Below are 26,373 nucleotides of genomic sequence, written 5' to 3'. Positions count from 1 at the left end.
TACCAGATTGAACCTGCGAGAGGATCATCACCCTCTGACCGATGCTGCGGCGACCCGGCGATATTTTGCCAAGTTCGACCGTATCATCGGGCATATGAGGGACGTTGCTGCCGAGGCTTCCGGAAACGGACGCCTCGGGCAGTCCGAGCTTGATATCGTTGAGGGCTATCTGAAATGCCTGTCTTCAACCTTTTCAGCACTGTCCTACAAACATCTGATTGCTGCCTTTATATCAAACGCCCTGCCCCAGGTCCTCGAAATTGACCGCAAGGATTCCGGCTTCCCGGTCTATCGCGAGCTGTTGCAGATGGCGAATGATTTTGTCCAGGCCGAAAAACATCTTATAAGCCTTCCGGCGCAGGAACAGCTCAAGGAACAGATGCTCGGCCAGATCCTCGGCGATCTGAAGATTCCGCGCGACCTGCAGTTTGCCCTGTCCCAGCGGATCTACTATGAACATTTACAGAGCAGAGCCCTGTTCTGGCCCCAGAATGATCCGCAAATCAGCTGGGTGGAAAACCGCGGAGCCCATCGGCGCAGCTACCTGTTGCACTGGGCAATTTTTGACAGCCAGACCAACCTGCCCGTGATTTACATCATGAAGCTGGAGGATTCGGGTGATCTGCCGTTACAGCGGGATGACAAACGCTGGCCCCGGGTACAGAGCCACCTTGCCGCCCAGTCGCCGCTTTCACTCAAGCTGGTGACCATTGCCTCCGGGTTTGACCAGGACTTCGACGATCTGCATCCAAAATTTCTGCGCCGGATTATCGTCGGCCCGATGTATTCCGATACCTTTACCGAACAGACAGGCCCGCTCCAGCAAATCCTTGCCGAAGCAGCCGGAGAACCAGGACTGGACTGGGCTCTGGCCTGGACAATCGAGTCCCTGATTTCCAACCGGGCCGAACGTAAATCCGTCGGTATCTTTGAAAAGGTTGACCGGGAAATTTTCGAGCTGGACCACTATGGCCGCAGTGAAGCAGAAACCGGAGCAACGGAAACCCAGCGCTCCCTGATCCTGCCGCAACGGCCATACCAGATCCTGCAGGACAGAGACCCCGTCGGCCTGAGAACTGTCCGCAAATATGTGGTTGGTTCTGATGGCAAGGTTATGAGCAGCCTGTAGCACAAGACTTAAAAAACAAAACCTGAAGAACAAGATCCGAGAAACGAGACCCTGGAATGAGCACATCACAAAATCTGATGGAAATCCGTGAAGAACAGATCCGCAGCCACTACAGCAGCGCAGAAGGCCTGCTTGATGGATTTGATCACACGCCCCGTATCGCCAAACCACGGGACGGCGTTGCCCCGACAACAGCCCAGGAACGCTCGCCCGGCATTGGCATCCGCCGCGGGTTTCGTTCTTCAACACCGGGTCTCGCCACACGCTCGACAGCCCGTCCTGAAGGTGTTCACCTGATCGAGCGCATCCAGGCTGCAGATGACAATGATCCCCTAACCAGCCCGGCACAGGCAACCCTGATGCAAGGCTTGCGCCGTGCCCTGGCAACAACCCATGCCGTAGCAGATCTCTATAGTGAACAGACCATTCTTGCCAAACTCAAGCGGGATAATCTCGAAGGCAAACTTGATGCCGCGCACCGGGTCGAATTTTCCGAACTTCTTGCCGGAGCGTCGCTGATCTCTCTACAGGTCTTTGCCAGCATGACAGCCTACCTTCTCGCCAGTCAGGTGGCCGAAGCCGGAGAAGGCGATCTGGACATTGGCGAGGTCGAGGAAATTCTGACAGACAATCCTCAACTGGCCCTGCATGGCGCTCTTTGGGAGCTGGACCAAACGCTGGCTCTCTTCGCCAATGATGATCAGAAGGTAATCCGGGTGGTCTCGGCCTTCTGCGAAAAATTGATGGAAAAAGTCGCTCTGCGCGCCCAGAACGCACCAAGGCTGGACAGCTTCAAGGCCGTCAGTTATCGGGTCGAGGCCGATGATTTCCAGATCGATGGGTTCACGCCTGCCAGCCGCAGCCGCAGCACGCCGCTGATCATGACCTTCAAAAAACCGCACGAGGTCGTCGGCAACCATATTGCCAAGTATCAGGCCATGAAACTGGCCAAGATGTTGATGGCCTATGATTTTGATCGCAAACTGAACCCCTTTGCCGAACTCGGCGGGTTTATCTTTACCTTTATGGGCGACGGCAAGCCAGGTACCGGGAAAACCACCCTGATCCAGATGATGGCTGGACTTCTGAACGACTATTGTCAGGTTGCAGGCTATCCCTTCCGCTATGCCAACCTCTCGACTGACTCCATTGACAGTTATCAGGGGAAATCAGCCCAGAACGCCAAGGCATTTATCACCTCGGTTCTCGATCCGCAGGTCATCGGCTTCGGCACCATTGACGATATCGATCAGATCGCCGGGAAACGCGGTGATCGCCAGTCCTCGGCCGGACAACAGGAGATTACCGCCGTACTGATGGAAAGTTTCGCTGGCGCCAATACCGTGGTCCGGGGCAACTGTACCTTCGGCATGTTCTCTAACTATCCCGAGCAGGTCGATGACGCCCTGCGCCAGCGCGCCGGGGCGCGTTTTCTGGTGGACGGTCCGCAAACCCGGAACGATTATATTGATATTCTCCACCTGCTGCTGGGCAAACGTCACGAGATCCCCCTGGGCGAACATGAACTTTACGCAGCACAGGAAATCAAGAAAGCCGTTGCCGCCTCTTATGACGGTCACGCCCACCCCCATGAAACGGGCCTTGTCCGGGTTTTTGACGAGGTACAGAGCCGAATTGGCGAACTCGATACCATTGCCAAGCTCGGTTCCTATCTCAACGCGATCAAGGAAGCCGACGAGCGCTTTACCGGTCGTGCGATCAAGAACATCACCGACGCCGTCAAGGTCCGGGCCATGGACTTTGAGCTGCCAGATGAATGGATGGAAAACCCGGATCTTTTCCTGAACAGGGATTACGACAGTAAAAAGAACATGATCAGCGAGCTGAGCAAACCGATCACAGTCGATATGGTGGTTCAGGAAATCAACCGCTACGCCGACAGTGAATTCCGCTATGCCGGAAAGTCTGATGAAGCGGCCATCGAGGCCCAGGTCCGGGACATGAACCGCCAGACCGAAGCGCGGCGACGTTTTGCCAGCAGCCTCCAGGCTTCCACCACTACCAGCGAACAGGAATAGCCGGATGTTACGTCTTGTCGAACGCGGCCTGATGTTTGGCAACCTTTTCGAGGTTTCCACCCCTATCATGGTCGAGCGCTATAATCAGGCGCTTGAACGTCTGTCAGGCAAGCGCACCGCCTTGACGAGCTTTCACATCGACGTTTCCGGCTATGCGCCCGAGATCGCGGACGAGCTTGATGATGAACTCTACCTCAACCCCCATGGCTGTAACCGCCAGTTTATTCTGTTGTCGACGGAACAGAAGCGCTCTCCCCTGATCAACATGAATTTCTCGACTTCCCGGTCGATCCTCAAACGTTTCATTATCGATAACGAGGCCGCGCTTTTTGTTCTGACCTCCCGCGATGCGGTGTTCGGAGAGCTGATGAACTCGGTCTACCGCATCACCGAACCCCGGCATCTTTTTGATATCCGCAAAATCCGTATTGATGCCGATACCAATGACCACCGTCTGATCCGGGCCAAAGAACTCTCCAAACTCGTCGAACGCTTTCGCAAGGAACCCGATGGCTGGTGGGATGATCTGCTCTGCGCACAAATGATTGAACTGGCAAAAAAAACCGGAGACATTACACGCTTCCCGGTGGCGCTTGAAAAGACAGACTACGAACAGAACAACTTCCACACCACCCATTTTGGCGGCGTCTATATCTTTAGAGATATCAAACGCCCGGCTGCAATCTGTTGTGATGCAGAAAGTGCAAAGCTCGAATTTCCTGTTGATTCAGTTCTTGCCCTGTCAAACCGTCAGGCGGTTGCGACCTTCCTGAAAGAAAATGATCTGGTTGAACCGCTGATTGATGCCAAGGATCTTGATGCTGTCGACATTCTGCAGCAAAGGCTGGACTTTATCCTGATTGATCTGCTCTCTGCCGAAGGCCGGTCGATAGAAAAATTGTCCCGGCGTGAACTGCGTTCTGTCGCCTTGCGCCAGTTAAAAGAAATGCCGGAAGAGTTTCACGGCTTGAACGATTTGCTGCGCTGGAAGGAACAGGGCGGACGTAAACCGGATCTCACACCGGAACACCCTGCCTATTTCTATAGCCTGCGGGCACGCTATCACCCGGACCGGGATCTTGTTAACATGCTGCTGGCCGAATACATGCCGCAAGATATTCTTCAGCTTTTCATCTGTCATAAACGGGCTTTCTACAGTTCTTACAGTGGCTGGAATGAGATCAAGCGAACCTTTGCAGCAAATTTTCTGGCCGAAGAATACATTGCGGACAAGACAGGAACGCGGCGAGAGCTTTTTGGCAACGAACGTCTTGTCGAACCTCTTGCCCGGCATGAAGAAAAGCAGAAACAACGGCCGCAACCCTGGGGCAGTGCTTCCGATTATTCCGACAAGGTCAATGAAATCGTACAGAAAGCCGTCGGCAAGGACAAAAACAAAGGCTATGAAAAACCGCACAAAAAACCAACCAAAGGCCCCTGGGGAGGAACTCTTTAATGTTGCTTTGGGTATTCAGGCTCGTGATTATCTTTGCCATTCTCAGCGTGGTTTATATCGCCCTGTCGCGGTACTATCGCTGGGACAAAAAGAAAGAGCTGGAAAACCGGTTCAAGGCGGCAGCTCGGGATGAAAGTGAAAAAGAGACATTCATCGCCGAGGGCATGGTTGGTTATGATCGTTCCTTGAAAAAGCGCCTGTTGCTTGGTGTCTTCGCTCTGCCGCTGTTTATTATCTTCGGTCTTCTCTTTATTGCGAACTTTATGTGAGTCTTCCATGCAGATTATAAAATGGCTGTTCCCCTCGATCCTGATTATTCTGCTTGGCAGCTTTCTGCACTATACCTTGCCTGGAAAGGACCTGGTTCGCGTAGTCGGCAGCGATGTCAAACGTGTCGACACCTCGACCTTCTGGGATTCAGAGGTTCCCAAAAACGAGACCAGAAGTACAAGAGACGTCCGCTTTATCAACACCGTCTGGCCAGATGGTACTCCCCGGGTTTTTCGCAACGAGGATACCGACTGGTCCTGGCCGCCCTATCTGAAATTTGATTCCGGTAATCTGCAGGCCGAAGCCCAGTCCCTGATCTCAACCGAAGCAGCGCCTGTCTGGGTTGTTGTCACCCACTATGGCTGGCGCATCCCTATCCTGACGCTCTTTCCCAATGCGGTTGATATCAGGCGCGCAACCGGGCCGGATGAACTGTTGATCCCCTGGTTCAACATCTTCTTTTTTGTCTCGCTCGGGATCGTATTTTTCCTGATCGGACGCTTTCTGCTCCGTCTGAAACGTCGTCATCTCGACCCGACACTGGATGAAGTTGCCGAAGCTTTTGATGACTTTACAGAGGCAGCAGAAGCAGCCAGCCAACGCACCCGTGAAACCGGATCGAAATTCTCCCGCTGGCTTGACACATGGCGCGCCAAAGACAAACGGAAAAAATAACACTATCTGCCCAGGGTTTTCCCCATACTCACCCGGGCCTCAACGCCATATCCCAGGCTTTCGTATAGCTCAACTGCTGCATTGTTACCTGCACGTACCTGCAGGTTGACCTTGAGACAACCGAGTTTCTGCAACGCCTGTTCCGCCTCCCTCACCAGAGAGCTGGCGATACCCTTGCGTCTGTGGTCCGGGTCAACGACCACGGCATAGATCCAGCCACGATGCCCGTCATAACCTGCCATGGTCGTACCGATAAGACGTCCCTCTTCCTCTGCAACGAACAGCAGGTCAGGCTGAAAAGAGAGCTTGCGATCCAGGCTCCCCTGCGGATCGTTCCAGGAAGAAGGATTGGGTTCATCCGCGCGCCAGAGATCAATGACACCTTTGGCATCGCTGTCACGATACAGTCTGATATCCATAAACGGGTACTTTCATAAAAAATTTACTTCACAGAGGCCTCGGGAGAAGAATTATTCCTCCCACAGAAGGATCTGTACAGAACAAGTCCGGCAAGCGTCGCGGATTTTATCAAAGAAGGCGTTTCCTGCTTGCCCCGGATCAAGAGAATGGTCTAGGCTTGTCCTGTTTTTCGCAGCAGAGGGATTTTCTCTTTCTGGGAAAAACATGTGCATTTAGGCGCTTGTTCTCAGGGCAGGGTGAAATTCCCGACCGGCGGTAATCTGTAGAGATCCCGATTGATCCGGGAAGAAACAGAAAGCCCGCGAGCGCCCTTGGTAATCCGGGGTTTCCTCTATGGGAGATACTGAAGAACCAAGGGGTCAGCAGATCCGGTGAAAAACCGGAGCCGACGGTAACAGTCCGGATGGGAGAGGATAGGCGGAACCTTCAGATGGCAACATCTGTGGAGTTCTGGCGCGTGCAGGGTATTTCAGACGGCGCAATCCGTCTGGAAAACCGTGACCTTTCTGAACACGCCCTGATTCTGGTTTACGCCGCTTTTTTAGGAGTGACAACCATGAATCAGATCGCAAACGATCATACTCAAACTCACCAGTCCCTACTGGCGCAGTTCGGCACGGCCTATGACCGTGTGGAAAAGGCGCTTGCGGTCCTGCGGGCCGGACAGGGTGTTCTTGTCGTCGATGACGAAAGCCGGGAAAACGAGGGAGACCTCATTTTTCCCGCAGAAACCCTGACCAATGAACAGATGGCCATGTTGATCCGGGAATGCAGTGGCATTGTCTGCCTTTGCATGACAGATGAAAAACTGCAGGCTCTCGACCTGCCACAGATGGTCAGTGACAACAATTCCTCCATGGGCACCGGTTTTACCGTAACCATTGAGGCCAAGGTTGGCGTGACCACTGGTGTGTCCGCTGCAGACCGCGTGACCACGGTCAAGACGGCCATTGCCGATGACTGCAAGCCGGATGACCTGGCCCGCCCCGGTCACGTCTTCCCCTTGCGGGCCATGCCCGGTGGTGTCCTTCAACGCGAAGGTCATACCGAAGCCACCTGTGACCTCTCCCGCATGGCTGGCTGGAAACCTGCCGGAGTTCTCTGTGAGGTAACCAACCCTGACGGCACCATGGCCCGCCTGCCCGAGATCATTGCCTTTGGCAAGCTTCACGGCTTTCCGGTTGTCTCGATTGAGGACATCATCCTCTATCGCAGACGCGAAGAATCCCTGGCGGGAAATGACAAATCTGCTGTGGCCCGTGCCATCGCCGTTTAACCTCCCGGTGCACAGGCTGACGATAAAAGACAAAGGCTCCTTAACCGGGGCCTTTGTCTTTTAAAATAACAAAGCAAGATTCAGATATTGGCTTTGGTGATCCCCCCGCATTGTCTCTCTATTGGACAAAATCAGGAAACACCAAAGGAGCCGTTATGGGCACTCGGAATAACACCGCCATCAAGTTTATCGCCATATCAAGTGCTGAGGCTTTGGCATATCAGGGAAGAATGCCGGACGAAAACGGACAGAAGCCGGAAGTTCATATTTCCGATGGTCAGGGGAACCCCTGTCGTCACTGCTTAAAGTACGTGGCAAAGGACGACGAGGTTCTGCTTTTGTCCTATCGTCCGTTCAAGACACAACAGCCCTTCGCCGAAGCAGGACCAATATTTCTTCATGCCAGCGCCTGTGACCGGGCCGAAGAAAACAGCGAGGTGCCCGAAGTGTTGCAAAACCGAGATGCCATCCTGATCCGAGGGTATGATGCCAGTGAACGGATTATTTACGGTACCGGACAGATTGTTTCCAGCGAAACGCTGAAAGAAAAAGCACAGCTTCTGCTTGATAGATCCGATGTCGCCTATATCCATGCCAGATCCGCGACAAATAACTGTTATTCCTGCCGGATCGAGCGCGGGTGATTATAAAACTAAACATCAGCCAGTTTGAAAAACTGGCTGATGTTTAGTTAAAAAAGATAGGTTATTTCTTTACTCTAATTTCACTCAGAAAGGTGTTCGCATCTGAAAGAGAGTAAACGTTTGATTTTCTCTCATCACAGACGAACCCTTCCAACAGGTCTGTCGCTCCAGGTGTATCAGACATTCTCTCTCCTTTTTTTGCATCCCTGGCAAACACTAGACATGCGCTATCTTCATTAGGAACTAAAAAAGTAAAACAATTATAGCTAGAGCACTGAAGAGTCGTTACTTTTTCTAAATCAATTTTTTTAAAACCATCCCAACTGTGGATTAGTTCTTTTGTATAATCCTCTTTATTCTTCCAGTATTGATAACTTTTAATCGGAGCGTAGTATATGAAAGAAGCCCTATCACTAGAATCATCTTTCCAGCTCCAAAAAGCTAAATAATAGTATGCAACATTATTGCTAGACAGATAACGGTTACAATTTTTCTCATTCGCTTTTGATAAAATCTCTCCGCCAAGATTGACCGGACATTCACTCGCGGAAAGTTCTTTCCCCTTTTTTCTGTCCGTTTCCGAAGTCGTCTGACACCCAGCAAGCAAAGCAGACAGTAAGACAAAAATTCCCAATTTTTTAAACATACAATACCCCAATTTTTTTTCAATCAGCCTGGCAAGGGCTTTCTTTTCCTGTGATGCGTATAGACTTGACCCAAAATTCACTGTTCAGCGAAAAACCCGCTGACCAGCTATTCCGAATCAAGAAGATACACCTCGTTAAACAGAGGATAATGGACAACATTTACGGGAAAACAAAAAGGAAAAACACCCTGCAGAAGTAAAAATAAAACAGAACTGATCTGGTCTGGAAAGATAACCAGATTCAAAAACGACAAGGTTGCCTGAGGTATAAAAAGTTTGGTCAGAGATACCTATTTGTTAAATTCGGCCTCCCACTCGCAGAGTAATTACTGCACCAAGACCCAGCCGCCTTCGGTTTGTTTTGGCAACATCGCATCCAGATCCGGATCAAGCGGCAATTTAAAATCTGTCGCCGAGAGAATGCGGCCATCACCCGCCCGCAGGAGCTTGAGATTGACATAGACCGTATCCACACCGACAGAATAGGTTCCGGTCAAAACCGCCTGGGCATCCTGGCGGCCAGCGAGGAATGCCAAATCGCGCGACAGCATAAGCTCACCCTGTGCAGGGCGAACCGCAAGGGAATCCCGCATCTTCACCTCCGATACCGCATAGCCAAGCTGGGCAATTCGACCAGAGAGCTGTTCACCAACCGTCCGACCAAAAGTCGAGCTGGTCTCGAGCGCATCAACATTGACAATCGAAGCAACCAGAACCGACGCATTGCGGTCCAGCGGCTGGTTTGAGCTGTAAACCAGTGTATCTGCCGCATTATAGACTTCGGGCAGCAATTTATCGCTGCTTGTGACACTGTGTTCCGGCGCAGGTTCACTGTAGACGTTAAAATATTCGGGGGCACAGGCAGAAATGCCCAGTGAAAGGAATGCGGATACAGCAAATTTATACATTATGGATCTTCCTACTCCCCCGCGACGCAGGTCTCTTCTGATTGTTGCCCTGCAGTCTGGATCTATTGTCTCATAAACTTAGTGTCTTTTGCACAATACCTATTGCGTCACCTATTGCGTCACAATCGCAATCGGCCTGACTTCTAGCGGCTGGTCTGCCGTCGTACCGGTACTGCGGATTGGTCGATCCGCAGCTGTACTTGTCATATAAAGCGAAAGTTCTTCAGGCCGGACATAAAGTACTTCTGATTTCTGGTGTAAAAGTTCGTCCCCATGGGCCACCGCTGTGGTCAAAACAATCTCTGCATCGGTTACAGCACCATCACTGACCAGTTCCTGCAACAATGCAGCAGCACCAATCCCGGCACCAAGGGTTGAAAGCCTGCCCCAGTTACCGTACTCGGTAATGCCTATTGCCGTTGCTATCCCCAGAATGGAATAGGGAGACGCAGGCAAACGCATGCCTTCCTCGTCATAGAAAAAACTCTGGACCTGATAATTGACAATAATCGCCCCTTTGGGCGAAGTTACCACTGGTACACCCTGCTCCAGCAACCGCGTTTCCAGTATCCGTTTGAATGCCCGGCTGAAGGGCATATCCACCGGGCCGGGCTGAACATAAAAAGGTCTGGAGGATACATAGCCCGGAACTGAACCGCTGCCCGTATCGCTGGTAACCTCGACAGAGTTATTAAGAGACGCCACCTGAAAATCCGGTACGACTGCAAGATCGGCCGCAATCCTGTCAGCGGCACGTTCTCCAAGCAGGTTCCAGTCATTCCAGGTCAGGACCTTGTATTGGCTGTGATCGGTTCCTGTGGCCTGATCGCGCGCGACCCAGGGCTTTGCGCAGGCAGACAGGGCAAGACTGGCAAGGGCCAACATGATCACAGCAGGCTTCCGCATAAAGCTCTCCACTAAACAAATTCAGTACACAAGAGGACTATTTCAATCATCCGGTTACTGCTTCTGTTTATCGGAAAACTCTTTCTTTAGCGTTAATAAACCCTAAATATTAGCTCAAATGATCAGGTAAGGGTGATGGGAACTCAATTAACGCCCCCTTCAGGAACCCACCCGGTTTGCCACTGCTCCAGGGGGGCTATGGTCGCATTTTCTCCATTCTTGAAAAACGAACTGTCAACCGACCATTTGCTTCCCTCTTCACGGCCCAATGGATCAACCTCTTCGATCACTGCTGTTGCATGCAGAATATTCCCTGTCACCCAACTGCGTAAAATCGGTCTGCGCAGCTCGTGATACCGGAGCAAACCATCGCGTTGCAACAGGCCGATAAAGTTGCTGGCATTTACCGCTTCATCAATACAGTCGAGCTGATTATCGCCGACATCCCCCATAAAGGTCCCTGCCTTGTCCCCTGAAGTACCGTTTTGGCTACCTGCGTAATATTCAAGTTTTCCGACCGCCATCGCAAGAGCAAGCCGTTCAGCCTCCGGGTCCAAGTCTTTATTCTTGAACATCGCCTGGATTTCTCCCCACTGGGTTTCATCCAGACGCAGCTCCCCTTTGAGGGTACAACCATGACCATAACAGTATCCCACCTGTTCAGGTGTATAGCTGCTTGAAAGGTGGGACAGAGCATTCTCTGATGGTTTGGTGACACTGCATGCCGCCAACAACGATAAAGTAGCAAAAGCAATGATCAGAAGATTCTTGTTCAAGGTAAACTCCAACAGATGGTCGGGCCGAGTTTTACTTACCTCTGTTGCGAGGAAGAAGTCAGGCAGATTATTTTCGATCTTTCAAAAAAATACCAGCAGGTAATGCCACTTACTATCTTTCATTGCAACAAAATCTACTTTCACCTGAGCTCTCTAATGCTTCCCCATAGCAGGAAGCAGAAATTCAGTCCGGATTTAAAGCCAAGAAGAATATAGAAGTGATGCATTGATCAATGCACATTCTTTCTTGTTGAAAGCAAATGAATTTCAATGGCATAAATAGGTTTCATTACAAAGTGTACTACCAAATTCAATTGGGAGGCAAAGATACTGTGCCAAAATCAAAGCCACTTGTTTTTATCTACTTTACTTTATCCATTCTCGGATTATTAGCAACTTGGTACTATAATTTTCAATACTTCTCCACAAGTGACAGCCTCAATTTTGGACCATACCTTAAAGCTCTTCTGGCCAACTCCGCTACTACAGCTGTAACTATAGACATTTACTTTACTGCTGTCGTGTTTTCGCTTTGGGTTTTAGTTGAGTCCAAGCGGGCGGGTATGAAATGGGCATACATATATATACTTCTCTGCTTCGGAGTAGGGATAGCTTTCTCTTTCCCTTTGTTCCTTGCATTTCGCGAAAAAAAATATCAGGAGATGTCTTCTCAGAAGGCCTAGATATAATATGCGAAACCCCTCAAAGGCTGGACAGTTCCCTTCTGATAAGTTAGGAGCAGTTTCATTACTTTAATAGCCTGCTGCCGAGCGAGGAAATAAGATCATGAGCACCTTACAGATCCCAGCGGAAATTCCGGTTCACGATGACAATCGCGATCTGATGAATGCCCTGCTCATGATTGCCCAACGTGCGGGCGAGATTGTTATGGAAGTCTATAACCGTCATGGCGATATCCAGGTTCAGACCAAAGACGATGCCTCTCCCGTTACTGAGGCTGACCAAGCTGCTGAAGCCTTTATTCTCGGCGCACTCAATACCGTCACCCCTGAAATTCCGGTGGTTTCGGAAGAAGCGGCCTCTCAGGGAGAAATTCCCTCGATTGAAGACGGACTTTTCTGGCTGGTTGATCCGCTTGATGGCACCAAGGAATTTATCAACCGTAACGGCGAATTCACCGTCAACATCGGCCTGATCGAAAACGGTGTTCCTGTTGCTGGTGTCGTCCATGCCCCAGCCAAGGGTCAAACCTGGGTTTCTGCCGATCTCTGTGTCTTCTTCGAAGAAGGCTATGAGCCTATTGTTGCCCAGGTCCGGCCAATTCCCGAAGAAGGTGCAACCGTTGTTGCCAGCCGTCGCCACGGCGATAACGAGGATCTCGCCGCCTTCCTTGAAAATCGCAAGGTCTACGAACAGATCTCGGCAGGTTCCTCGCTGAAGATCTGCCTGATTGCTACAGGACGTGCCGACCTCTATCCCCGCTTTGGCCCAACCATGGAGTGGGATACTGCAGCTGCGCACGCCGTGCTGCTTGCCGCGGGCGGGCATCTGAGCGATGCGGATGGCGATCCCCTGACCTATGGCAAACACAATTTCCGCAACCCTTATTTTGTTGCCGAAGGTGAACATCTCGATGCCGGGTTTGACCTGTTTGAAGATGACGCTAACGAAGAACAGGATGAAGCCTGAGCTTCATTGTCTATCCTAGCTAAACGACCGGGGCCATACCATGACAGCCACTCGCTCAGGAACATATGACAATATCATCACCGCAGACACTGCCGGATTCGATCTTGCCTGCGACCTGCTCCGTGCTGGTGGTCTGGTCGCCTTTCCAACAGAAACCGTCTATGGTCTTGGGGCAGATGCCACCAACGGCAAGGCCTGCGCGGGCATTTACGAAGCCAAGGGCCGACCCAGCTTTAATCCGCTGATTGTTCATTTCTCTGATAAGGCCGCAGCAGCCAAACGGGTTATTTTCACCAGTCAGGCCGAGAATCTGGCCCAGGCCTTCTGGCCCGGCCCGTTGACACTGGTTTTACCCCGCCAGGAAAATTGCGACATCGCCCCGATTTGCTCTGCCGGACTTGACAGTCTGGCTGTTCGGGTTCCCGGACATCCGCTGGCGCATCAACTGCTCGAACAGCTTGCCTTGCCCCTCGCCGCGCCCAGCGCCAATGCCTCCGGCAGGATCAGTCCAACGACGGCAGAACATGTCGCCAGCTCTTTGGGCAATCGGGTGAGCTGTATCCTGAAAGGACCAGCCTGCGCCGTCGGTCTGGAATCAACCGTAATCGACCTGACAGGCCCCCAGCCTGCATTACTGCGTCCCGGTACCCTGACCAGAGAACAGATCGAAGCAGTTATCGGCCCAATCCAGCTTGGCCAATCGCTGATGGAAAGCAAAGCCGAAGAGCTTTCAAGGACAAAGCAGGCAGCTTCCGGCCTCAAATCCCCAGGTCTGCTGAAAAGCCACTATGCACCGCGTCTGCCGCTCCGGCTTAACGCCACCCACGTACTCGCTGATGAAGCCCTGCTTTCTTTTGGCTCTACTGTGCTTGCCGGGGCTGCCGTTACCCTGAACCTCAGCCCGGCGGAAGATTTGCGCGAAGCTGCAGCGAACCTATTCGCCGCCCTGCACGAACTGGACAGCAGAACGGACATCGTCGGAATTGCTGTCGTGCCGCTCCCCGAACAGGGCCTTGGCCTTGCCATCAACGACAGACTGAAACGCGCCGCCGCGCCGCGTTGAGCCTGATGCGGGGACAGGTTTGATTAAGCCGGGAAATTATATCTCTTCAGGCTTGTCTCCAACGCGGCCGGGTCCGTAAAGTGGATCGTTTCGAAACCGAGATCCTTTGCCACCATGATGTTGTCGGCCCGGTCATCGATAAAAACACAGTTCTCGGACTTTAGCGAAAAATCTGTCAACAGGCGGAGATAGATCGCCGGATCAGGTTTGGCCAGTTTGACTTCACCTGATACCGTGATCCCGCGAAAGCGCTTTAGAAAGGCAAATCGTTCCAGGGCAAAGGGAAAGGTTTCCGCTGACCAGTTGGTCAGGGCATAAAGTGGCACCCCGGCATGATGAAGCTGTTCCAGAATCTCTACCGTGCCCTCAATCTGTTCCCCGAGTGTTTCCGGCCAGCGGGTCAACAACGCTTCAAGCGCGGCATGATATTGCGGGAATTTTTGCTGCAGTTCACCGATGACATCTTGAAAAGCCTCGCCAGCATCGAGCCGATGGTTCGCTTCAAAGGTAAAAACCCGTTCCAGAAAGCGTTCCATCTCGGCCGGATCACTGAAAATCTGGCGATAGAGATAGCGCAGGTTCCAGTCCACCAGAACACCACCGAGATCAAACACGACTGTTTTTGCCATCCTTTATTTCTTTCCCTATGATCCAGAAGACTTCAGCCCCGGAATTATTCGCAACACACAAGATAGTCGAGAGAGTTCAACTATAGCCTTTAAAGTTGATATAATTTTCAATACATTCGGTCATAGAGCAATATATTTTTGATGACAATGCCTACCCCCGTTATTCACTGGTTCCGCCGCGACCTCCGTCTCGCTGACAACCCGGCTCTCTTTGCGGCGAGTCAAAATGGCTCCCCGGTTATCCTGCTCTATGTCCATGATGACACCACAGCCGGAGACTGGACCAGCGGGGCTGCTTCGAACTGGTGGCTGCATCATAGCCTGCAAAGCCTGACCCGCGACCTTGCCCCCTATGGCAACCGGCTTGTCTTCCGCACAGGACCTGCTGTCGAAGTTGTCCGGGATCTGGCCCTGGAAACAAAAGCCAGCGCCGTGTTTTTCACCCGCTGTTACGAACCCTGGTCCACAGAAGAAGAACGCATGCTGGCACAAGAGCTCGGGGCTGTTGGTATCGCGGCCCGACGCTTTGGCGGAAACCTTCTCTTTGAACCTGAAAGCCTGAAAACCGGGGCGCAACACCCCTTCAAGATCTATACCCCTTTTTACAAGGCCGCCTTGAAACAGCTTCAGACCGAAGGCATAAAACCCCGCCCGGAAATACTTCTCGCCCCTGAAAGTTTTCCCCCGGGTGATGATCTCGCCAGCTGGCAACTTTGCCCCGCAAAACCGGACTGGAGCAGCGGGCTGGCTCAGAACTGGCAGCCCGGGGAACAGGGCGCCGAAGCAGCACTGGAGCACTTCATCGACGGCGCGATTGACAGCTATGGCCGAGATCGCGACTGGCCCGGTATCAGGGGAACATCCCGCCTCTCTCCACATCTGCACTTTGGCGAAATCAGTCCCCGTGTCTGCTGGCACCACGCCCTGACCAGCAGTGCAATTGAAAACGGCTTTCCTTCACAAGGCGCAGAGGTGTTCCTGAAAGAACTGGTCTGGCGAGAGTTTTCCCACCACCTTCTCCATCATAACCCTGACCTTCCGACCCGACCCTTTCGCGAAAAGTACGCGGCTTTTCCCTGGCGCAGGGATAAAACACATCTTGCCGCCTGGCAACGTGGCCTGACGGGCTATCCGCTGGTCGATGCAGGAATGCGCGAGCTCTGGCACAGTGGCTGGATGCACAACCGGGTACGAATGATCACAGCTTCTTTTCTGATCAAGCACCTGCTGATTGACTGGCGGGAGGGCCAGAAGTGGTTTTGGGATACGCTGGTGGATGCAGACCTCGCCAACAATGCGGCGAGCTGGCAATGGGTTGCTGGCTGTGGCGCTGACGCCGCCCCCTATTTCCGGATTTTCAATCCGGTCCTGCAGGGCGAAAGGTTCGATCCCGAAGGCAGCTATATCAAACGCTGGCTTCCCGAACTGGCGCGCCTTCCGGCAAAATATATCCACGCCCCCTGGCAGGCTCCGGCAAGTGTGCTGAAACAGGCAGATATCACACTGGGCAAGGATTATCCGCATCCAATTGTCGATCATTCTGCCGCGCGTAACCGGGCACTCGCTGCGCTTAAATCTCTGGAATCACTATTGGACCAGAACCCTGCAGGGTAAAAGCTGTCGCTTTGATCTGGCGCTCGACTGAAAAGCACACTAGATTTAAACAGACGTAACTTCTGCCCCTAAACCTTTATAAAAGCTCCTGTTCTGCCATGGCCTCACATTCAACCGGCGCCCCGCTGCCCACCCTGCCCGAAGGCTTTCTTGCAGCTCTGAGGCAAATTGTGGACGACAAGGGGCTTCTGACCGCAGCAGAGGAAATCCTGCCTCACGTTACCGAACAGCGTGGACGCTTTGTCGGTGCGACGGCCTGTGTGGTCAAACCCGCAACAACGCAAGAAGTCGCAGAGGTTATGAAGCTTTGCTGCGATCACAACGTTGCTGTCGTTCCCCAGGGAGGCAATACCGGGCTGGTCAGCGCCGGGATTGCCTTTGCCGAAGACCGGGCGATTATTCTCAGCCTCAGCCGCATGAACAGGGTCAGGAACCTCGACCCGCTCAACAATACCATGACCGTTGAAGCAGGCTGTATTCTGCAGAATATACAGGACGCCGCAGCTAGGGTTGATCGTTTTTTTCCGCTTTCGCTGGGATCGGAAGGCACCTGCCAGATCGGCGGAAACATCGCCAGCAATGCGGGAGGGATCAATGTCATCCGTTATGGCAATAGCCGCGCCCTGGTGCTCGGGCTGGAAGTTGTGACTGCTGAAGGCGAAGTCTGGGACGGCTTGCGCTCTCTGCGCAAGGACAACACGGGCTATGACCTCAAGCAGCTGTTTATCGGTTCTGAAGGGACACTGGGCGTCATCACTGCCGCCGTATTGAAACTTTTTCCGGCCACCAAAGAACGCAGCACTGCCTTTATCGCGCTGGGACAGCTGGAAGATGCCCTGCCTCTGCTCAGCCTGGCGCAGTCTGTCATTGGTGAGGCGTTGAATTCTTTCGAACTGATCCCGCGCATCGGTATGGATTTTGCCCTTAAACACGCGCAAGACATTACCGATCCGCTGGCGCAACCCCACGACTGGTATGTCCTGCTTGAAGCCAGCGCCGGGACACAGCAGGCCAACCTGCCGACCCTGTTTGAAAGCTATCTGGAACTGGCACTCGAAAAGGGCTGGATCACCGATGCCGCTCTGGCCCAGAATACAGCACAGGCCGACAGTTTCTGGCGCTTGCGCGAAAACATCACCCTCTGCCAAAAGGCCGAGGGCGGATCGATCAAACACGATATCTCCGTCCCGCTTTCGGTGATCCCCGCCTTTATCCGCAAAGCCAATGCGGCGGTCGAGGCTTACCTGCCCACTATTCGCCCCTACCCCTTCGGTCATATCGGCGATGGCAACATCCACTATAACCTCAGTCAGCCCATCGCGATGGACAAGGACGAATATCTCGCCCACTGGGACGCGCTCAACCGCATTGTCCATGACATCGTCGTCGAAATGGGGGGCAGCATTTCAGCAGAACACGGTATTGGTCGGGTCAAACTTAAAGAAAACCTGCACTATAAATCCCCACTGGAAATCAGGATGATGCAGCAGATCAAGCAAAGCCTTGACCCAAAAAACCTGATGAACCCGGGTAAGCTTTTACCAGATACCAGAAAATGATCATCAGAAAATACAGAACTGAAGAAGCAGAAACCCTGTTCCGGCTTTTCCGTGATACCGTGCGCAAAGTCAATATACGTGATTACAGCCCGGCCCAGATCGCTGCCTGGAGTAGTGGGGAGTTCACCCCGGAAGGCTGGCAGGACAGAACCACCGGGTACACAATTCTGGTCGCCGAAGATGAACAGAACCCAGGTTCTGTCAGCGGTTCTATTGGAGGTTTTGCCGAGCTTGATATCGATGGCCACATCGACTGTTTCTACGTCAGCCACAGACATCAGGGACAGGGTATCGGCAAGTTGCTGATGCAACGGCTGGAAAGCGAGGCAGAAAGCCGGAATCTCCGGCACCTCTATGCCGAGGTAAGTATCACCGCCCGCCCCTTTTTCGACAAGCAGGGTTTTCAGGTTCTTGCCGAGCAGCAGGTCGAACTCCGCGGCGAAAAATTGACCAATTTCCGGATGGAAAAACTTCTCTAGACGGCCCCTGTTTTGTTTCCGTGAAAATAATTGAGAATTTCCCTTGAAGAATATAAATTGTGCACAATATAATTAATCACAATTTATATTCTTCATGCAGACAGGAGCAAAACATGACACCCGAGAAAATTCTCTACACCGCCCGCGCTGAAGCAACTGGAGGTCGTGAAGGCCATATCAAGTCGGATGACGGCGCTTTGGATCTCGCCCTGACAACGCCAAAAGAACTTGGGGGCGCAGGCAAGTTCGGCGTAAACCCGGAACAGATGTTTGCTGCGGGTTATGCAGCCTGTTTTATCGGCGCGCTCAAGGTTGTAGCCGGACAGGAAAAAATCACCCTGCCTGCTGACACCAAAATTGCCAGTGAAGTGGGGATCGGCCCGATCACAGGTGGTTTTGGCATTACAGCCTCTCTGAGCATTTCCCTGCCCGGCATTGAAAAAGCCAAAGCAGAGGATCTGATCGCCAAGGCGCATCAGGTCTGCCCCTACTCCAATGCCACCCGTGGCAATGTCGATGTAAAACTGAGCCTTGCCAGCTAAAGAACAGGTCTTGTGTCCGGATTGCCCGCTTTAAAGCAAGACGGGACACAAGGGGCACGGTGTTCAGGATTGAAAGATTGCCCTTCTATTCAATATTTCAATCCTCCTGCAGGTCGGGGGAAAATCCCCCTTTCCCCCGACCTGATTGTGGCCTAGTTTTTATTGGGAAAGCTGGTTCCCGAGACATTTTTCAATCAACTCGTCCAAGATGCCAAAGAAAATCAAGATGCAGATGCAAGAGACGCCCAAATTATCCTGCCTGGAGGAACAACTCTGTTTTGCGCTCTACTCCAGCTCTCAGGCAATTATCCGGAAATACACTCCTTTTCTGTCTGAACTGGATATGACCTATCCACAGTATCTGGTCTATCTGGCACTGGAACCCCAGCAACAGATCCCGGTCAAGGATCTGGGCAAATCGTTGCATCTCGATTCAGGCACCCTCTCTCCTTTGCTCAAACGCATGGAAAAATCAGGACTGGTGACCAGAGAACGCAGCAGCGAAGACGAACGCAAGGTTATGGTCGGCCTAAGTTCAAAGGCACGTTCTCTTGAACAGAAAATAACCGAAATGCAGCAGGCCGTTGCCTGTTCCAGTGGCCTTGACCTCAAAACATTCCAACAGCTGCTTACACAGTTAAAACAACTGAACCATACTCTGCGCCAGAACGGTTCCTGACTTCCTCCTGATTACTCCCAAAAAATGAGTTTCGACACCAGAATAGCAGCCAAAAGTCTATATCCAGATAGATATCCCTGTTATATCCAGAATAATGAAATATCATGTTACATATCTGGATAGCCTGTAGAAGACCATGACTGATCAAATTTTTGTCCTCGACCGAAACAGTGAAGAATCTTTACAGCTGCAAATCCGGCGGCAACTGGTTAACGGCATTCTGGGCGGGACCTTGCCTCCCGGGGCTGCAGTCCCTTCAAGCCGAAAGCTCGCCGCTCAGCTCAAAGTTTCACGCATAACGGTTACACAGGCCTATCAAGCTCTGATTGATGACGGCTTTCTTGCCAGCAAAGAGCGTAGCCGCATCTGCGTCAGTGACCGCCTGACCTTGCCAAGCCATTCTCCCTTCGAGACCGAAGCCCCTCCCTCCCTTGTGGGCACACCAGCAAAAACTGATTTTACAGCACATCTGAGACGCCAGCCAACCCGACAGGCCAATATTGAAAAACCGGCTAACTGGCGTGACTACCCCTACCCCTTTGTCACCGCTCAGGTCGACAAGGCCCTCTTCCCCATCACGGCCTGGCGGGATTGTTCCCGGCAGGCGCTGAGCCTTAACGCCATGGCTGACTGGACCGAGGACCGTTTGGGAACGGATGACCCCTTCCTGATCGAACAGATCCGCACCCGCCTCCTGCCTGCGCGGGGGATACACGCCCGTGAAGATGAAATCCTGGTAACTGCCGGGGCGCAAAATAGCCTCTTTATGCTCACCCAGCTTTTTCTCGACAAAAACAGTCTGGCGGGGATCGAAAATCCCGGTTACCCCGACCTCAGAAATATGATCGAACTGACCGGGGCCGCCATGCGCCAACTGGAAGTGGATGAACAAGGATTGATCCCGGATCAACAGCTTACCGGGTGCAACCTGCTCTACATCACACCAAGTCACCAGTTCCCCACCACTGTCACGCTGCCAATCGAACGTCGCCGTGCGCTGCTGGCAAAGGCCGAGCGGGAAAATATCATTATCATTGAAGACGATTATGAACCGGAACTGAACTTTATCGGTACCCCGACACCCGCCATCAAATCCCTGGATCAGTCAGGACGGGTTATCTACGTCGGCAGCCTGTCGAAATCATTCTTTCCCGGCTTGAGGCTTGGCTATCTTGTCGGCCCAGCCGAGGTCATTCGCGAAGCCAGAGCCCTGGCACGACTGATGCACCGCCACACCCCGACCAACAACCAGCGCACTATGGCGCTGTTTCTGGCTCTGGGGCATCACGATGCTCTGCGTAAACGTCTGCACAGAATTTACAAAAGCCGCTGGCTCGAGATCAAGCAGGCTTTGGAAACCTCAGAAATCGGTTTTTATGTCCAGCCTGCCTATGGTGGCTCCAGCATTTGGGTCAGAGGTCCACAGGACCTCGACAGTAATATCTTGCGGGAGAATGCCTTGAAACAAGGCGTTGTTCTTGAGCCCGGTAATGTCTACTACTCCGGTGACAAACAACCCAAATCAAATTTCAGACTGGGCTATACCGCGATTGAGAAAAAATTTATTGGCGAAGGAATCCTGCAACTGGAAAAGGCGACAAGGCAAAGCTTGAGCCCGAACAGAACACGCGCCTGATTTATATTTTAATGAAAGACAGAGGTGTAAGGAACCGGTGCAAGATCCTCTTCATCCAGCAAGACGTCCATCGGAACGGTCTCACCATGCTCCTCAAAATCATCGCTATGCATGAAATAAGACAGCATGCCCATGCCCATAAAAGAAGAAGGACGGGGCATGCGGGACTTCACTGCCTCTGCTGTGTCGATGCTCTCAACATCGTCTTCATCTTCAGCACAGAGATCCATCAAAGGTCGGGATCCCGCCTCGGTCATCCGCAAGGCCTGATTGAGATCGGAAGATTTATATCTAGTTGAATTCTCGTACAGGATCGAATTGGCAAGCATACCCTGCAAGTTGTGAACAGCCTGCTCGGAATGCTCAGGCACATAGAGCAATTCTTCCTCCATCTCGAGGAAAGTTTTTCCATCAAGGCAGGTTTCAGCGTAATTCATTTCTTCGGCAACAGCGAGCATGACAATCTCCGTACAAGCTCTGCTATTTTAGGGAATTAAATCTAAAATTTACGTTAAATATTTCTTGACAAAAATTAACCATAAAACAAGGCTCCAGGGATCATATACCCACGATTACACTTTAAAGATTTTTTAAGCCCAATAAGGTATCCATGTGTAATACAGGACCGTAAAAAGAAAGACTCCCGGCAATGACTGACTCAAATGAAGACCGCAGAACTTTCCCTCGTGCTGAGGTCGTTATGGCCGGCAGTATGAAAGGAAGTTATGATCGTCGGGATTGCGCGGTAATAGACATCTCCCTTACCGGTGCCAAACTTGAGCTGGATAAACCGCTGGACAGTAAATCAATCCAGACAATCAGGTTCTCCCAGACAACGGCCCTGAATGTTTCGGTTGCCTGGCATAAAGGCACCAGTGTTGGCGTTACCTTCACCGATGACCCTCATGATATTGCAAATGCGCTTGAACGCCTGTTGCCAGACAGCTGCTTTGAACCTTTCAGCAAATCCTAAGCTTTTCTGTTTCTTGACTGATCGGCTAATCTTTTTAGGGATCAAGCTGACGGCTGCTAAACCAAAAGCAGATTTTGGCCCCCGTCCACGTCATGAAGCAAGACAGGCCATACAAGCGGCCCCCTGTTAACTGGATCGATTCCTGATCACAGTCCATCCAGCTTCTCCAGCAGACCTTTAAAGATATCAAGGGCAGGATCCGGAACGGCAGGATTGTTTTCGGTTTCGTCACCTCTATTCCGGGCTCCAGCCTGTTTCATTCTTTGCGAGGTCTCGGCCAGGCCTTCCGGCGAAACGTCCCCGATGTCGCCAACACAGGCAGAGATTTTGGAAAAAAGCTCACCCGGATTGATCGGTTTTGAAACGTATTCATTCATTCCCGCATCCAGGCAAAGCTCGCGGTCTGTCTCCATCGCATTCGCCGTCATGGCAATAATTGGAATTGTCGCCAAGGCACGATCCGACAAAGCCCTGATACGGCGTGTGGCTTCAAGCCCATCCATCACTGGCATCTGCATATCCATCAGCAGAAGATCAAAACTTTCGCCAGAGGTGACAGTATCAAGTGCTTCCTGACCATTTCCAACGACATGCGCCTGATGTCCGGCTTTGGCCAACATGGTCACAGCCAGTTTCTGGTTTATCCTGTTGTCTTCCACCACCAGAATTTTCAAATTTTGTTTTTTCAGAGCCACTTCGCGCAGGGAGAAGCGTTTTTCCATCGCAGGCTCATCGCGTTCATAAAAGGCAAGGCGAAGAAAATTTTGCAACGAACTATGGTTTATCGGTAACGCCAGCGTGCCGTGATAACCAAGCCCTTTGGCCCAAAGCTGGATCTCGCTGGATTTATGCTGGATCAAAAGTGCCGAATAGAAAGTCTTTTGTTTCCCGAGCTTTTCAAAAGCAGCAGCCAGGGTCTTCAGCTCGGAGTTACCGCAATCGTCACTGGCCAGAAACAGCGAAATGTCTTGCTGTTCAAGAATTGCAACCGCTTTGCTGCACTCGTTGGTCACCTCAACCCGAATACCTGCTTCGCGCAAATAGCGACAGAGATGCTCGGTACAAAAATTGTTTTCCATATAAAGCAGTGCAGACTCACAGCCGAGTTCTTCCTCGGGTTTTACTGTCCCGACCAGCTCAATGTCCCGCGAAGATTTAGTCAGCTCGACAGTAAACCAGAAAGTGCTGCCCTGCCCGATCTGGCTTTTGATCCCGATCTCTCCACCCATGAGGTGGACAAGCTGTTTACAAATAGCCAACCCCAAACCTGTCCCGCCAAATTTCCGGGTCGTCGAGGCATCTGCCTGGGTAAACTTCTCAAACAGATGTTTCTGGACATCCTTGCCAATTCCGATTCCGGTGTCGCGTATTTCAAAACGCAGCCTCACCTTGGTACTGTCGACCGGTGCCTCATCAGCTGAGACATTTACACTGACACCACCCTGCAGGGTAAATTTCATTGCGTTGCCGAGCAGGTTAAGCAGGATCTGACGCACGCGGCCTCCGTCAGCGACGATATGCCGATCAAGATCCGGCGGGAGGTAGGCCGAAATTGCCAGTTCCTTGTCGTTCGCCCGCGAGGCAAGCAGGTTCAGACTTGATTCAACAATCCCGACCAGATCAACTTCCGATACCGACAGCTCCATCCGCCCGGCCTCGATCTTGGAGAAATCAAGCACATCATCAATGATGTTCATCAAGGCCTGACCGGACTCATTGATCATCTTGGCAAATTCGTACTGCTCTGAATCAAGGGTGGTTTCCAGCAGCATTTCCGCCATCCCCATCACACCGTTCATCGGCGTCCGGATTTCGTGACTCATGGTCGCCAGGAATTCGGATTTTGCCTTGTTCGCAGCTTCAGACAGATCCCGCGCGACACTGAGTTCTTCTGCCATATTTGCCAGTTCACCACTCTGGGTTTCCAAAGCTTCATGCGCCATCTGCAGATCGTTTAGATTCTGTTCAAGAGCCAGTTCGGCATTTTTATGTTTGGTGACATCCAGCAAAACACCATCCCACTGTGCTATGCCAAGGTCGTTATGACTTAATTGGGCAATCGACCTCACCCAGCGGGGCTGGCTATAATTATCCGGGGCCTGCTTAAATCGCATCTCGAAATCAAGCCGTTGCGTCTCGGCACCGGCTTCCGCCATGGAAGTCAGCCAGAGCCGATAATCATAGCCATCAAGTGCCGTTGCCAGAAGATCAGGATTGATCTTGATCGAGCTGGCACTTATGCCTGTGATTTTTCGTATCCCGTCACTCACATAGGGGAAAGATATGTTTCCTTCGTCATCAAGCGTCAATCGATAAACGGCGCCTGGCAGGTTCGACGTCACCGCCTGCTGGAATTCTTCGGCAGCCCGTCTTTCTGTCACGTCGCTAAAGGTCAGAACCATCCCGTTATCAATCACCGGGCTTCCCGAAACTTCAAGAAACTGCCGATTGGACATATGTAGAGGCAGGAAGAAAGGTTCCCCACGGATCAGCAAATCCAGCAAACTTTCATCCTGTTTCTGTTTGCCTTTCACACCATAATCACGGTGGGCCTCGATTTGCTCGACAATTTTATCAATGCTGGCGCCGACAGGAAAAGCTTCGAAAGAAATGCCAAGAATACGATAAAAAAGTGGATTGTTCACAGCGATAATGCGCTGGCTGTCAATCATGCAAACGCCCTGATCAATCGTGTTAAGGGTTGTTTTCAAAACCGAGTAATGCCGGGAAATTTCATCCGCACGCTGTTTAAGATCAGATATATCCCGCCACGAGATCAGCTGCCCTTCCTCGCCCAGGGTGATAATCGGTGTTATCGTGACCTCAACCGGGTACTCCTGGTCAAAGGATGAACACATGGTCCACTCAAACCGGCTTATACCTTCGGCTAATGCCTTGTCAGTCATGGAAAGCAGCTTGAAAGAAGACCGTTCTCCATCTGCCTGGAACTCGGGTGCAAGATCCTCCATCTGCAGAGACAGCAACTCGGTCTTGTCCTTACAGCCACTCATCCGTACAGCGGTCTGGTTGCAATCCAGAAACCCGGTTTTCCCCTTGAGTAAAAGCGCATCGGAAGAATGTTCAAACAGGGTTTTGAAACGCTCTTCCGTAATTACCCGGTTTGTCACCTCGCTTGCACTGCCCCGATAGCCGAGAAACTCGCCATCATTTGATAGCAGGGGAACACCGCTGATATTGATCCAGATCGTCTGTTCCGTAACATCCAGACTGCGGCAAAGCAGATTTCTAAAGGGTTGACGGCGCTTCAGAGCATGAAGGATTTTCCCTGAATCACTTTTCTCATCTTCAATAATCAAACTGGAAACGGCTTGGCCAAGATATTCTTTATCTGCCCGCCCGGTGATTTTGGTAACCTGGGGGCTGACAAAACACAGGTGCTGATTTTCATCGCTCTCCCAGAGCCAGTCGGAAGCAACATCGGAAAAAGCCTGTAATCGCGTTTTACTTTCAACCAGGGCATGATTGACCCGGTGCAGTTCACTCGAACGCAATTGCGCCAGACGGGCAAGATGAAAAAGCCCTGACAGTAGAAACGTTAACAGCAAACCGCCGACAAGTCCCCAGACAGGGTATTGCCGGCGGTTTTGATCCAGGACTGTCTCGTTTGGCCAGACTTCTATATTCCAATGCCTGTTTCCAGGAAAAGGCAAAGGCACAGACTGCTTGTAAGCAAGACCAGCGTGGCTTTGTTCGGTAAGCTTATAATAGAGCTGCTTGTCCCCATCGAGAATTGAAATCGAATACCCCCTGGTGCCAAGTGGTTTGGTCACAAAATCCAGAAAAACCGGAAGTTCGATTATCCCGGCAATCAAGCCGTTATAGTGACCTTCAAAATTCAGCGGAAAGTCAATAATAACGGCGCTGCCGGACTGAACCAGCTCGATTGCTTTTGAAATATGCATCCGCCCCTTGCGGGCATGGTTCTTGATGTCATTGCGGCGCCACTCAATTTTGTTGAGATCCAGTCCCAGGGCACTTTCGTTCCCCTTCAGGGGGATAACCCATTGAATGATATTTTCTGGATCAACCCATTCAACAGCCCGAAATCCCGGGAAATCCTCGACAATTGCCCGGGCATCATGATCCCACTTTCTCCGGTCAAGTTCACCGGAAATATGGGAGCGTTGTGCAAAACGTTCCAGAACATCAACCCGGCTTTCGATCCCGTTGAGGATCTGTTGCCGGAAAAGAGTAGCTTCATAGGAAGCATTTCGATGAAGCGTTTCCTCGTTGATGGTATTTAGAAAAACCCACAGGGAAACACTGGCACAAACACCCGTCAACGCGACCAGAAAGGTTGCGGCCTTGGTCAGTTTCATCAGCAAACTCAGTTTATAGCGAGACAACCACACCGTCTCCGCGAGGCGGTGATCACGGGCAGTT

25 protein-coding genes and 1 riboswitch are annotated in these 26,373 nt (G+C 51.8%); of the genes, 17 read left to right on the top strand and 8 right to left on the bottom strand.

Annotated features, from left to right (window positions below; all coding sequences use genetic code 11):
* Nucleotides 1-7: 7 nt before the first annotated feature.
* From B152_RS0109510 to B152_RS0109490, 5 genes are read left to right on the top strand one after another with little or no spacing between them, the layout of a single operon-like run.
* The gene (locus tag B152_RS0109510) at nt 8-1,129 is read left to right on the top strand and encodes a hypothetical protein (RefSeq protein ID WP_020592182.1); all 1,122 of its coding nucleotides are present in this window, start codon (nt 8-10) and stop codon (nt 1,127-1,129) included.
* 56 nt (nt 1,130-1,185) lie between these two features.
* The gene (locus B152_RS0109505; protein WP_051082996.1) at nt 1,186-3,168 is read left to right on the top strand and encodes an AAA family ATPase; all 1,983 of its coding nucleotides are present in this window, start codon (nt 1,186-1,188) and stop codon (nt 3,166-3,168) included.
* A 4-nt stretch (nt 3,169-3,172) separates the two neighbouring features.
* Nucleotides 3,173-4,624 carry a DUF6638 family protein gene (locus B152_RS0109500; protein ID WP_020592180.1) on the top strand — a complete coding sequence of 484 codons (1,452 nt, stop codon included), beginning with the start codon at nt 3,173-3,175 and terminating at the stop codon, nt 4,622-4,624.
* Complete coding sequence (locus B152_RS0109495; RefSeq protein ID WP_020592179.1) at nt 4,624-4,893, top strand: hypothetical protein; 270 nt, start codon at nt 4,624-4,626, stop codon at nt 4,891-4,893. The genes B152_RS0109500 and B152_RS0109495 overlap by 1 nt, the downstream gene beginning before the upstream one ends.
* 7 nt (nt 4,894-4,900) lie before the next feature.
* Nucleotides 4,901-5,569 (top strand): DUF1523 family protein, encoded by a 669-nt coding sequence (locus B152_RS0109490; RefSeq protein WP_020592178.1) that lies wholly within the window; start codon nt 4,901-4,903, stop codon nt 5,567-5,569.
* 2 nt (nt 5,570-5,571) lie between these two features.
* Here B152_RS0109490 and B152_RS0109485 read toward each other — a convergent pair whose 3' ends face one another.
* On the bottom strand, nt 5,572-5,988 hold the full coding sequence (locus B152_RS0109485; protein ID WP_020592177.1) for a GNAT family acetyltransferase: 417 nt from the start codon (nt 5,986-5,988) through the stop codon (nt 5,572-5,574).
* Between the two features lie 219 nt (nt 5,989-6,207).
* Nucleotides 6,208-6,408, top strand: a riboswitch (FMN riboswitch).
* Between the two features lie 137 nt (nt 6,409-6,545).
* On the opposite strand from B152_RS0109485, the gene ribB reads away from it, so the two are divergent.
* Together ribB and B152_RS0109475 are read left to right on the top strand one after the other, a co-directional pair.
* Nucleotides 6,546-7,265 (top strand): 3,4-dihydroxy-2-butanone-4-phosphate synthase, encoded by a 720-nt coding sequence (gene ribB / locus B152_RS23155; protein ID WP_051083003.1) that lies wholly within the window; start codon nt 6,546-6,548, stop codon nt 7,263-7,265.
* A gap of 155 nt (nt 7,266-7,420) precedes the next feature.
* A complete protein-coding gene (locus B152_RS0109475) occupies nt 7,421-7,909 on the top strand; it encodes a DUF1203 domain-containing protein (protein WP_020592175.1) in 489 nt (162 codons plus the stop codon).
* A gap of 61 nt (nt 7,910-7,970) precedes the next feature.
* Here B152_RS0109475 and B152_RS0109470 read toward each other — a convergent pair whose 3' ends face one another.
* The 4 genes from B152_RS0109470 to B152_RS25275 form a co-directional block, all read right to left on the bottom strand.
* A complete protein-coding gene (locus tag B152_RS0109470; protein WP_020592174.1) occupies nt 7,971-8,636 on the bottom strand; it encodes a hypothetical protein in 666 nt (221 codons plus the stop codon).
* A 245-nt stretch (nt 8,637-8,881) separates the two neighbouring features.
* On the bottom strand, nt 8,882-9,463 hold the full coding sequence (locus tag B152_RS23150) for a FlgO family outer membrane protein (protein ID WP_020592172.1): 582 nt from the start codon (nt 9,461-9,463) through the stop codon (nt 8,882-8,884).
* Between the two features lie 111 nt (nt 9,464-9,574).
* Complete coding sequence (locus B152_RS0109455) at nt 9,575-10,369, bottom strand: hypothetical protein (protein WP_020592171.1); 795 nt, start codon at nt 10,367-10,369, stop codon at nt 9,575-9,577.
* A gap of 143 nt (nt 10,370-10,512) precedes the next feature.
* Nucleotides 10,513-11,145 carry a hypothetical protein gene (locus tag B152_RS25275; RefSeq protein ID WP_157231018.1) on the bottom strand — a complete coding sequence of 211 codons (633 nt, stop codon included), beginning with the start codon at nt 11,143-11,145 and terminating at the stop codon, nt 10,513-10,515.
* A gap of 260 nt (nt 11,146-11,405) precedes the next feature.
* Here B152_RS25275 and B152_RS26620 point away from each other — a divergent pair, with 260 nt between their 5' ends.
* The 3 genes from B152_RS26620 to B152_RS0109435 all read left to right on the top strand — a co-directional run bounded on the left by B152_RS26620 (nt 11,406) and on the right by B152_RS0109435 (nt 13,858).
* Nucleotides 11,406-11,828, top strand: coding sequence for a DUF2834 domain-containing protein (locus tag B152_RS26620; protein ID WP_020592168.1), 423 nt, complete (start codon nt 11,406-11,408; stop codon nt 11,826-11,828).
* 103 nt (nt 11,829-11,931) lie between these two features.
* Complete coding sequence (gene cysQ, locus B152_RS0109440) at nt 11,932-12,795, top strand: 3'(2'),5'-bisphosphate nucleotidase CysQ (RefSeq protein WP_020592167.1); 864 nt, start codon at nt 11,932-11,934, stop codon at nt 12,793-12,795.
* A 40-nt stretch (nt 12,796-12,835) separates the two neighbouring features.
* Nucleotides 12,836-13,858 carry an L-threonylcarbamoyladenylate synthase gene (locus tag B152_RS0109435; protein WP_020592166.1) on the top strand — a complete coding sequence of 341 codons (1,023 nt, stop codon included), beginning with the start codon at nt 12,836-12,838 and terminating at the stop codon, nt 13,856-13,858.
* A gap of 23 nt (nt 13,859-13,881) precedes the next feature.
* On the opposite strand, the gene B152_RS0109430 is transcribed toward B152_RS0109435, so the two are convergent.
* Nucleotides 13,882-14,487, bottom strand: coding sequence for an HAD family hydrolase (locus tag B152_RS0109430; protein WP_020592165.1), 606 nt, complete (start codon nt 14,485-14,487; stop codon nt 13,882-13,884).
* 141 nt (nt 14,488-14,628) lie between these two features.
* On the opposite strand from B152_RS0109430, the gene B152_RS0109425 reads away from it, so the two are divergent.
* The 6 genes from B152_RS0109425 to pdxR all read left to right on the top strand — a co-directional run bounded on the left by B152_RS0109425 (nt 14,629) and on the right by pdxR (nt 20,996).
* A complete protein-coding gene (locus B152_RS0109425; RefSeq protein ID WP_020592164.1) occupies nt 14,629-16,101 on the top strand; it encodes an FAD-binding domain-containing protein in 1,473 nt (490 codons plus the stop codon).
* 98 nt (nt 16,102-16,199) lie between these two features.
* A complete protein-coding gene (locus tag B152_RS0109420) occupies nt 16,200-17,660 on the top strand; it encodes an FAD-binding oxidoreductase (RefSeq protein ID WP_020592163.1) in 1,461 nt (486 codons plus the stop codon).
* The gene (locus tag B152_RS0109415; RefSeq protein ID WP_020592162.1) at nt 17,657-18,139 is read left to right on the top strand and encodes a GNAT family N-acetyltransferase; all 483 of its coding nucleotides are present in this window, start codon (nt 17,657-17,659) and stop codon (nt 18,137-18,139) included. The genes B152_RS0109420 and B152_RS0109415 overlap by 4 nt, the downstream gene beginning before the upstream one ends.
* A 113-nt stretch (nt 18,140-18,252) precedes the next feature.
* On the top strand, nt 18,253-18,681 hold the full coding sequence (locus B152_RS0109410; RefSeq protein ID WP_020592161.1) for an organic hydroperoxide resistance protein: 429 nt from the start codon (nt 18,253-18,255) through the stop codon (nt 18,679-18,681).
* A 226-nt stretch (nt 18,682-18,907) separates the two neighbouring features.
* Entirely contained in the window at nt 18,908-19,360 is a 453-nt protein-coding gene (locus B152_RS0109405; protein ID WP_020592160.1) for a MarR family winged helix-turn-helix transcriptional regulator, read from the top strand.
* Nucleotides 19,361-19,496: 136 nt separating this feature from the next.
* Nucleotides 19,497-20,996: a MocR-like pyridoxine biosynthesis transcription factor PdxR gene (gene pdxR / locus B152_RS0109400; protein ID WP_020592159.1), complete on the top strand. Its 1,500-nt coding sequence runs from the start codon at nt 19,497-19,499 to the stop codon at nt 20,994-20,996.
* Between the two features lie 8 nt (nt 20,997-21,004).
* On the opposite strand, the gene B152_RS0109395 is transcribed toward pdxR, so the two are convergent.
* Nucleotides 21,005-21,454: a hypothetical protein gene (locus B152_RS0109395; protein ID WP_020592158.1), complete on the bottom strand. Its 450-nt coding sequence runs from the start codon at nt 21,452-21,454 to the stop codon at nt 21,005-21,007.
* Between the two features lie 191 nt (nt 21,455-21,645).
* Between B152_RS0109395 and B152_RS23140 the strand changes: the two genes are divergently transcribed.
* Nucleotides 21,646-21,969: a PilZ domain-containing protein gene (locus B152_RS23140; protein ID WP_020592157.1), complete on the top strand. Its 324-nt coding sequence runs from the start codon at nt 21,646-21,648 to the stop codon at nt 21,967-21,969.
* Between the two features lie 146 nt (nt 21,970-22,115).
* Here B152_RS23140 and B152_RS25270 read toward each other — a convergent pair whose 3' ends face one another.
* On the bottom strand, nt 22,116-26,336 hold the full coding sequence (locus B152_RS25270; protein ID WP_157231015.1) for an ATP-binding protein: 4,221 nt from the start codon (nt 26,334-26,336) through the stop codon (nt 22,116-22,118).
* Between the last annotated feature and the right edge of the window lie 37 nt (nt 26,337-26,373).

Source organism: Kiloniella laminariae DSM 19542, from assembly GCF_000374005.1.
Lineage (GTDB): Bacteria > Pseudomonadota > Alphaproteobacteria > Kiloniellales > Kiloniellaceae > Kiloniella > Kiloniella laminariae.
The sequence above is the reverse complement of the archived record's forward strand: the minus strand, read 5'-3'. Positions and strand labels throughout refer to the sequence as shown.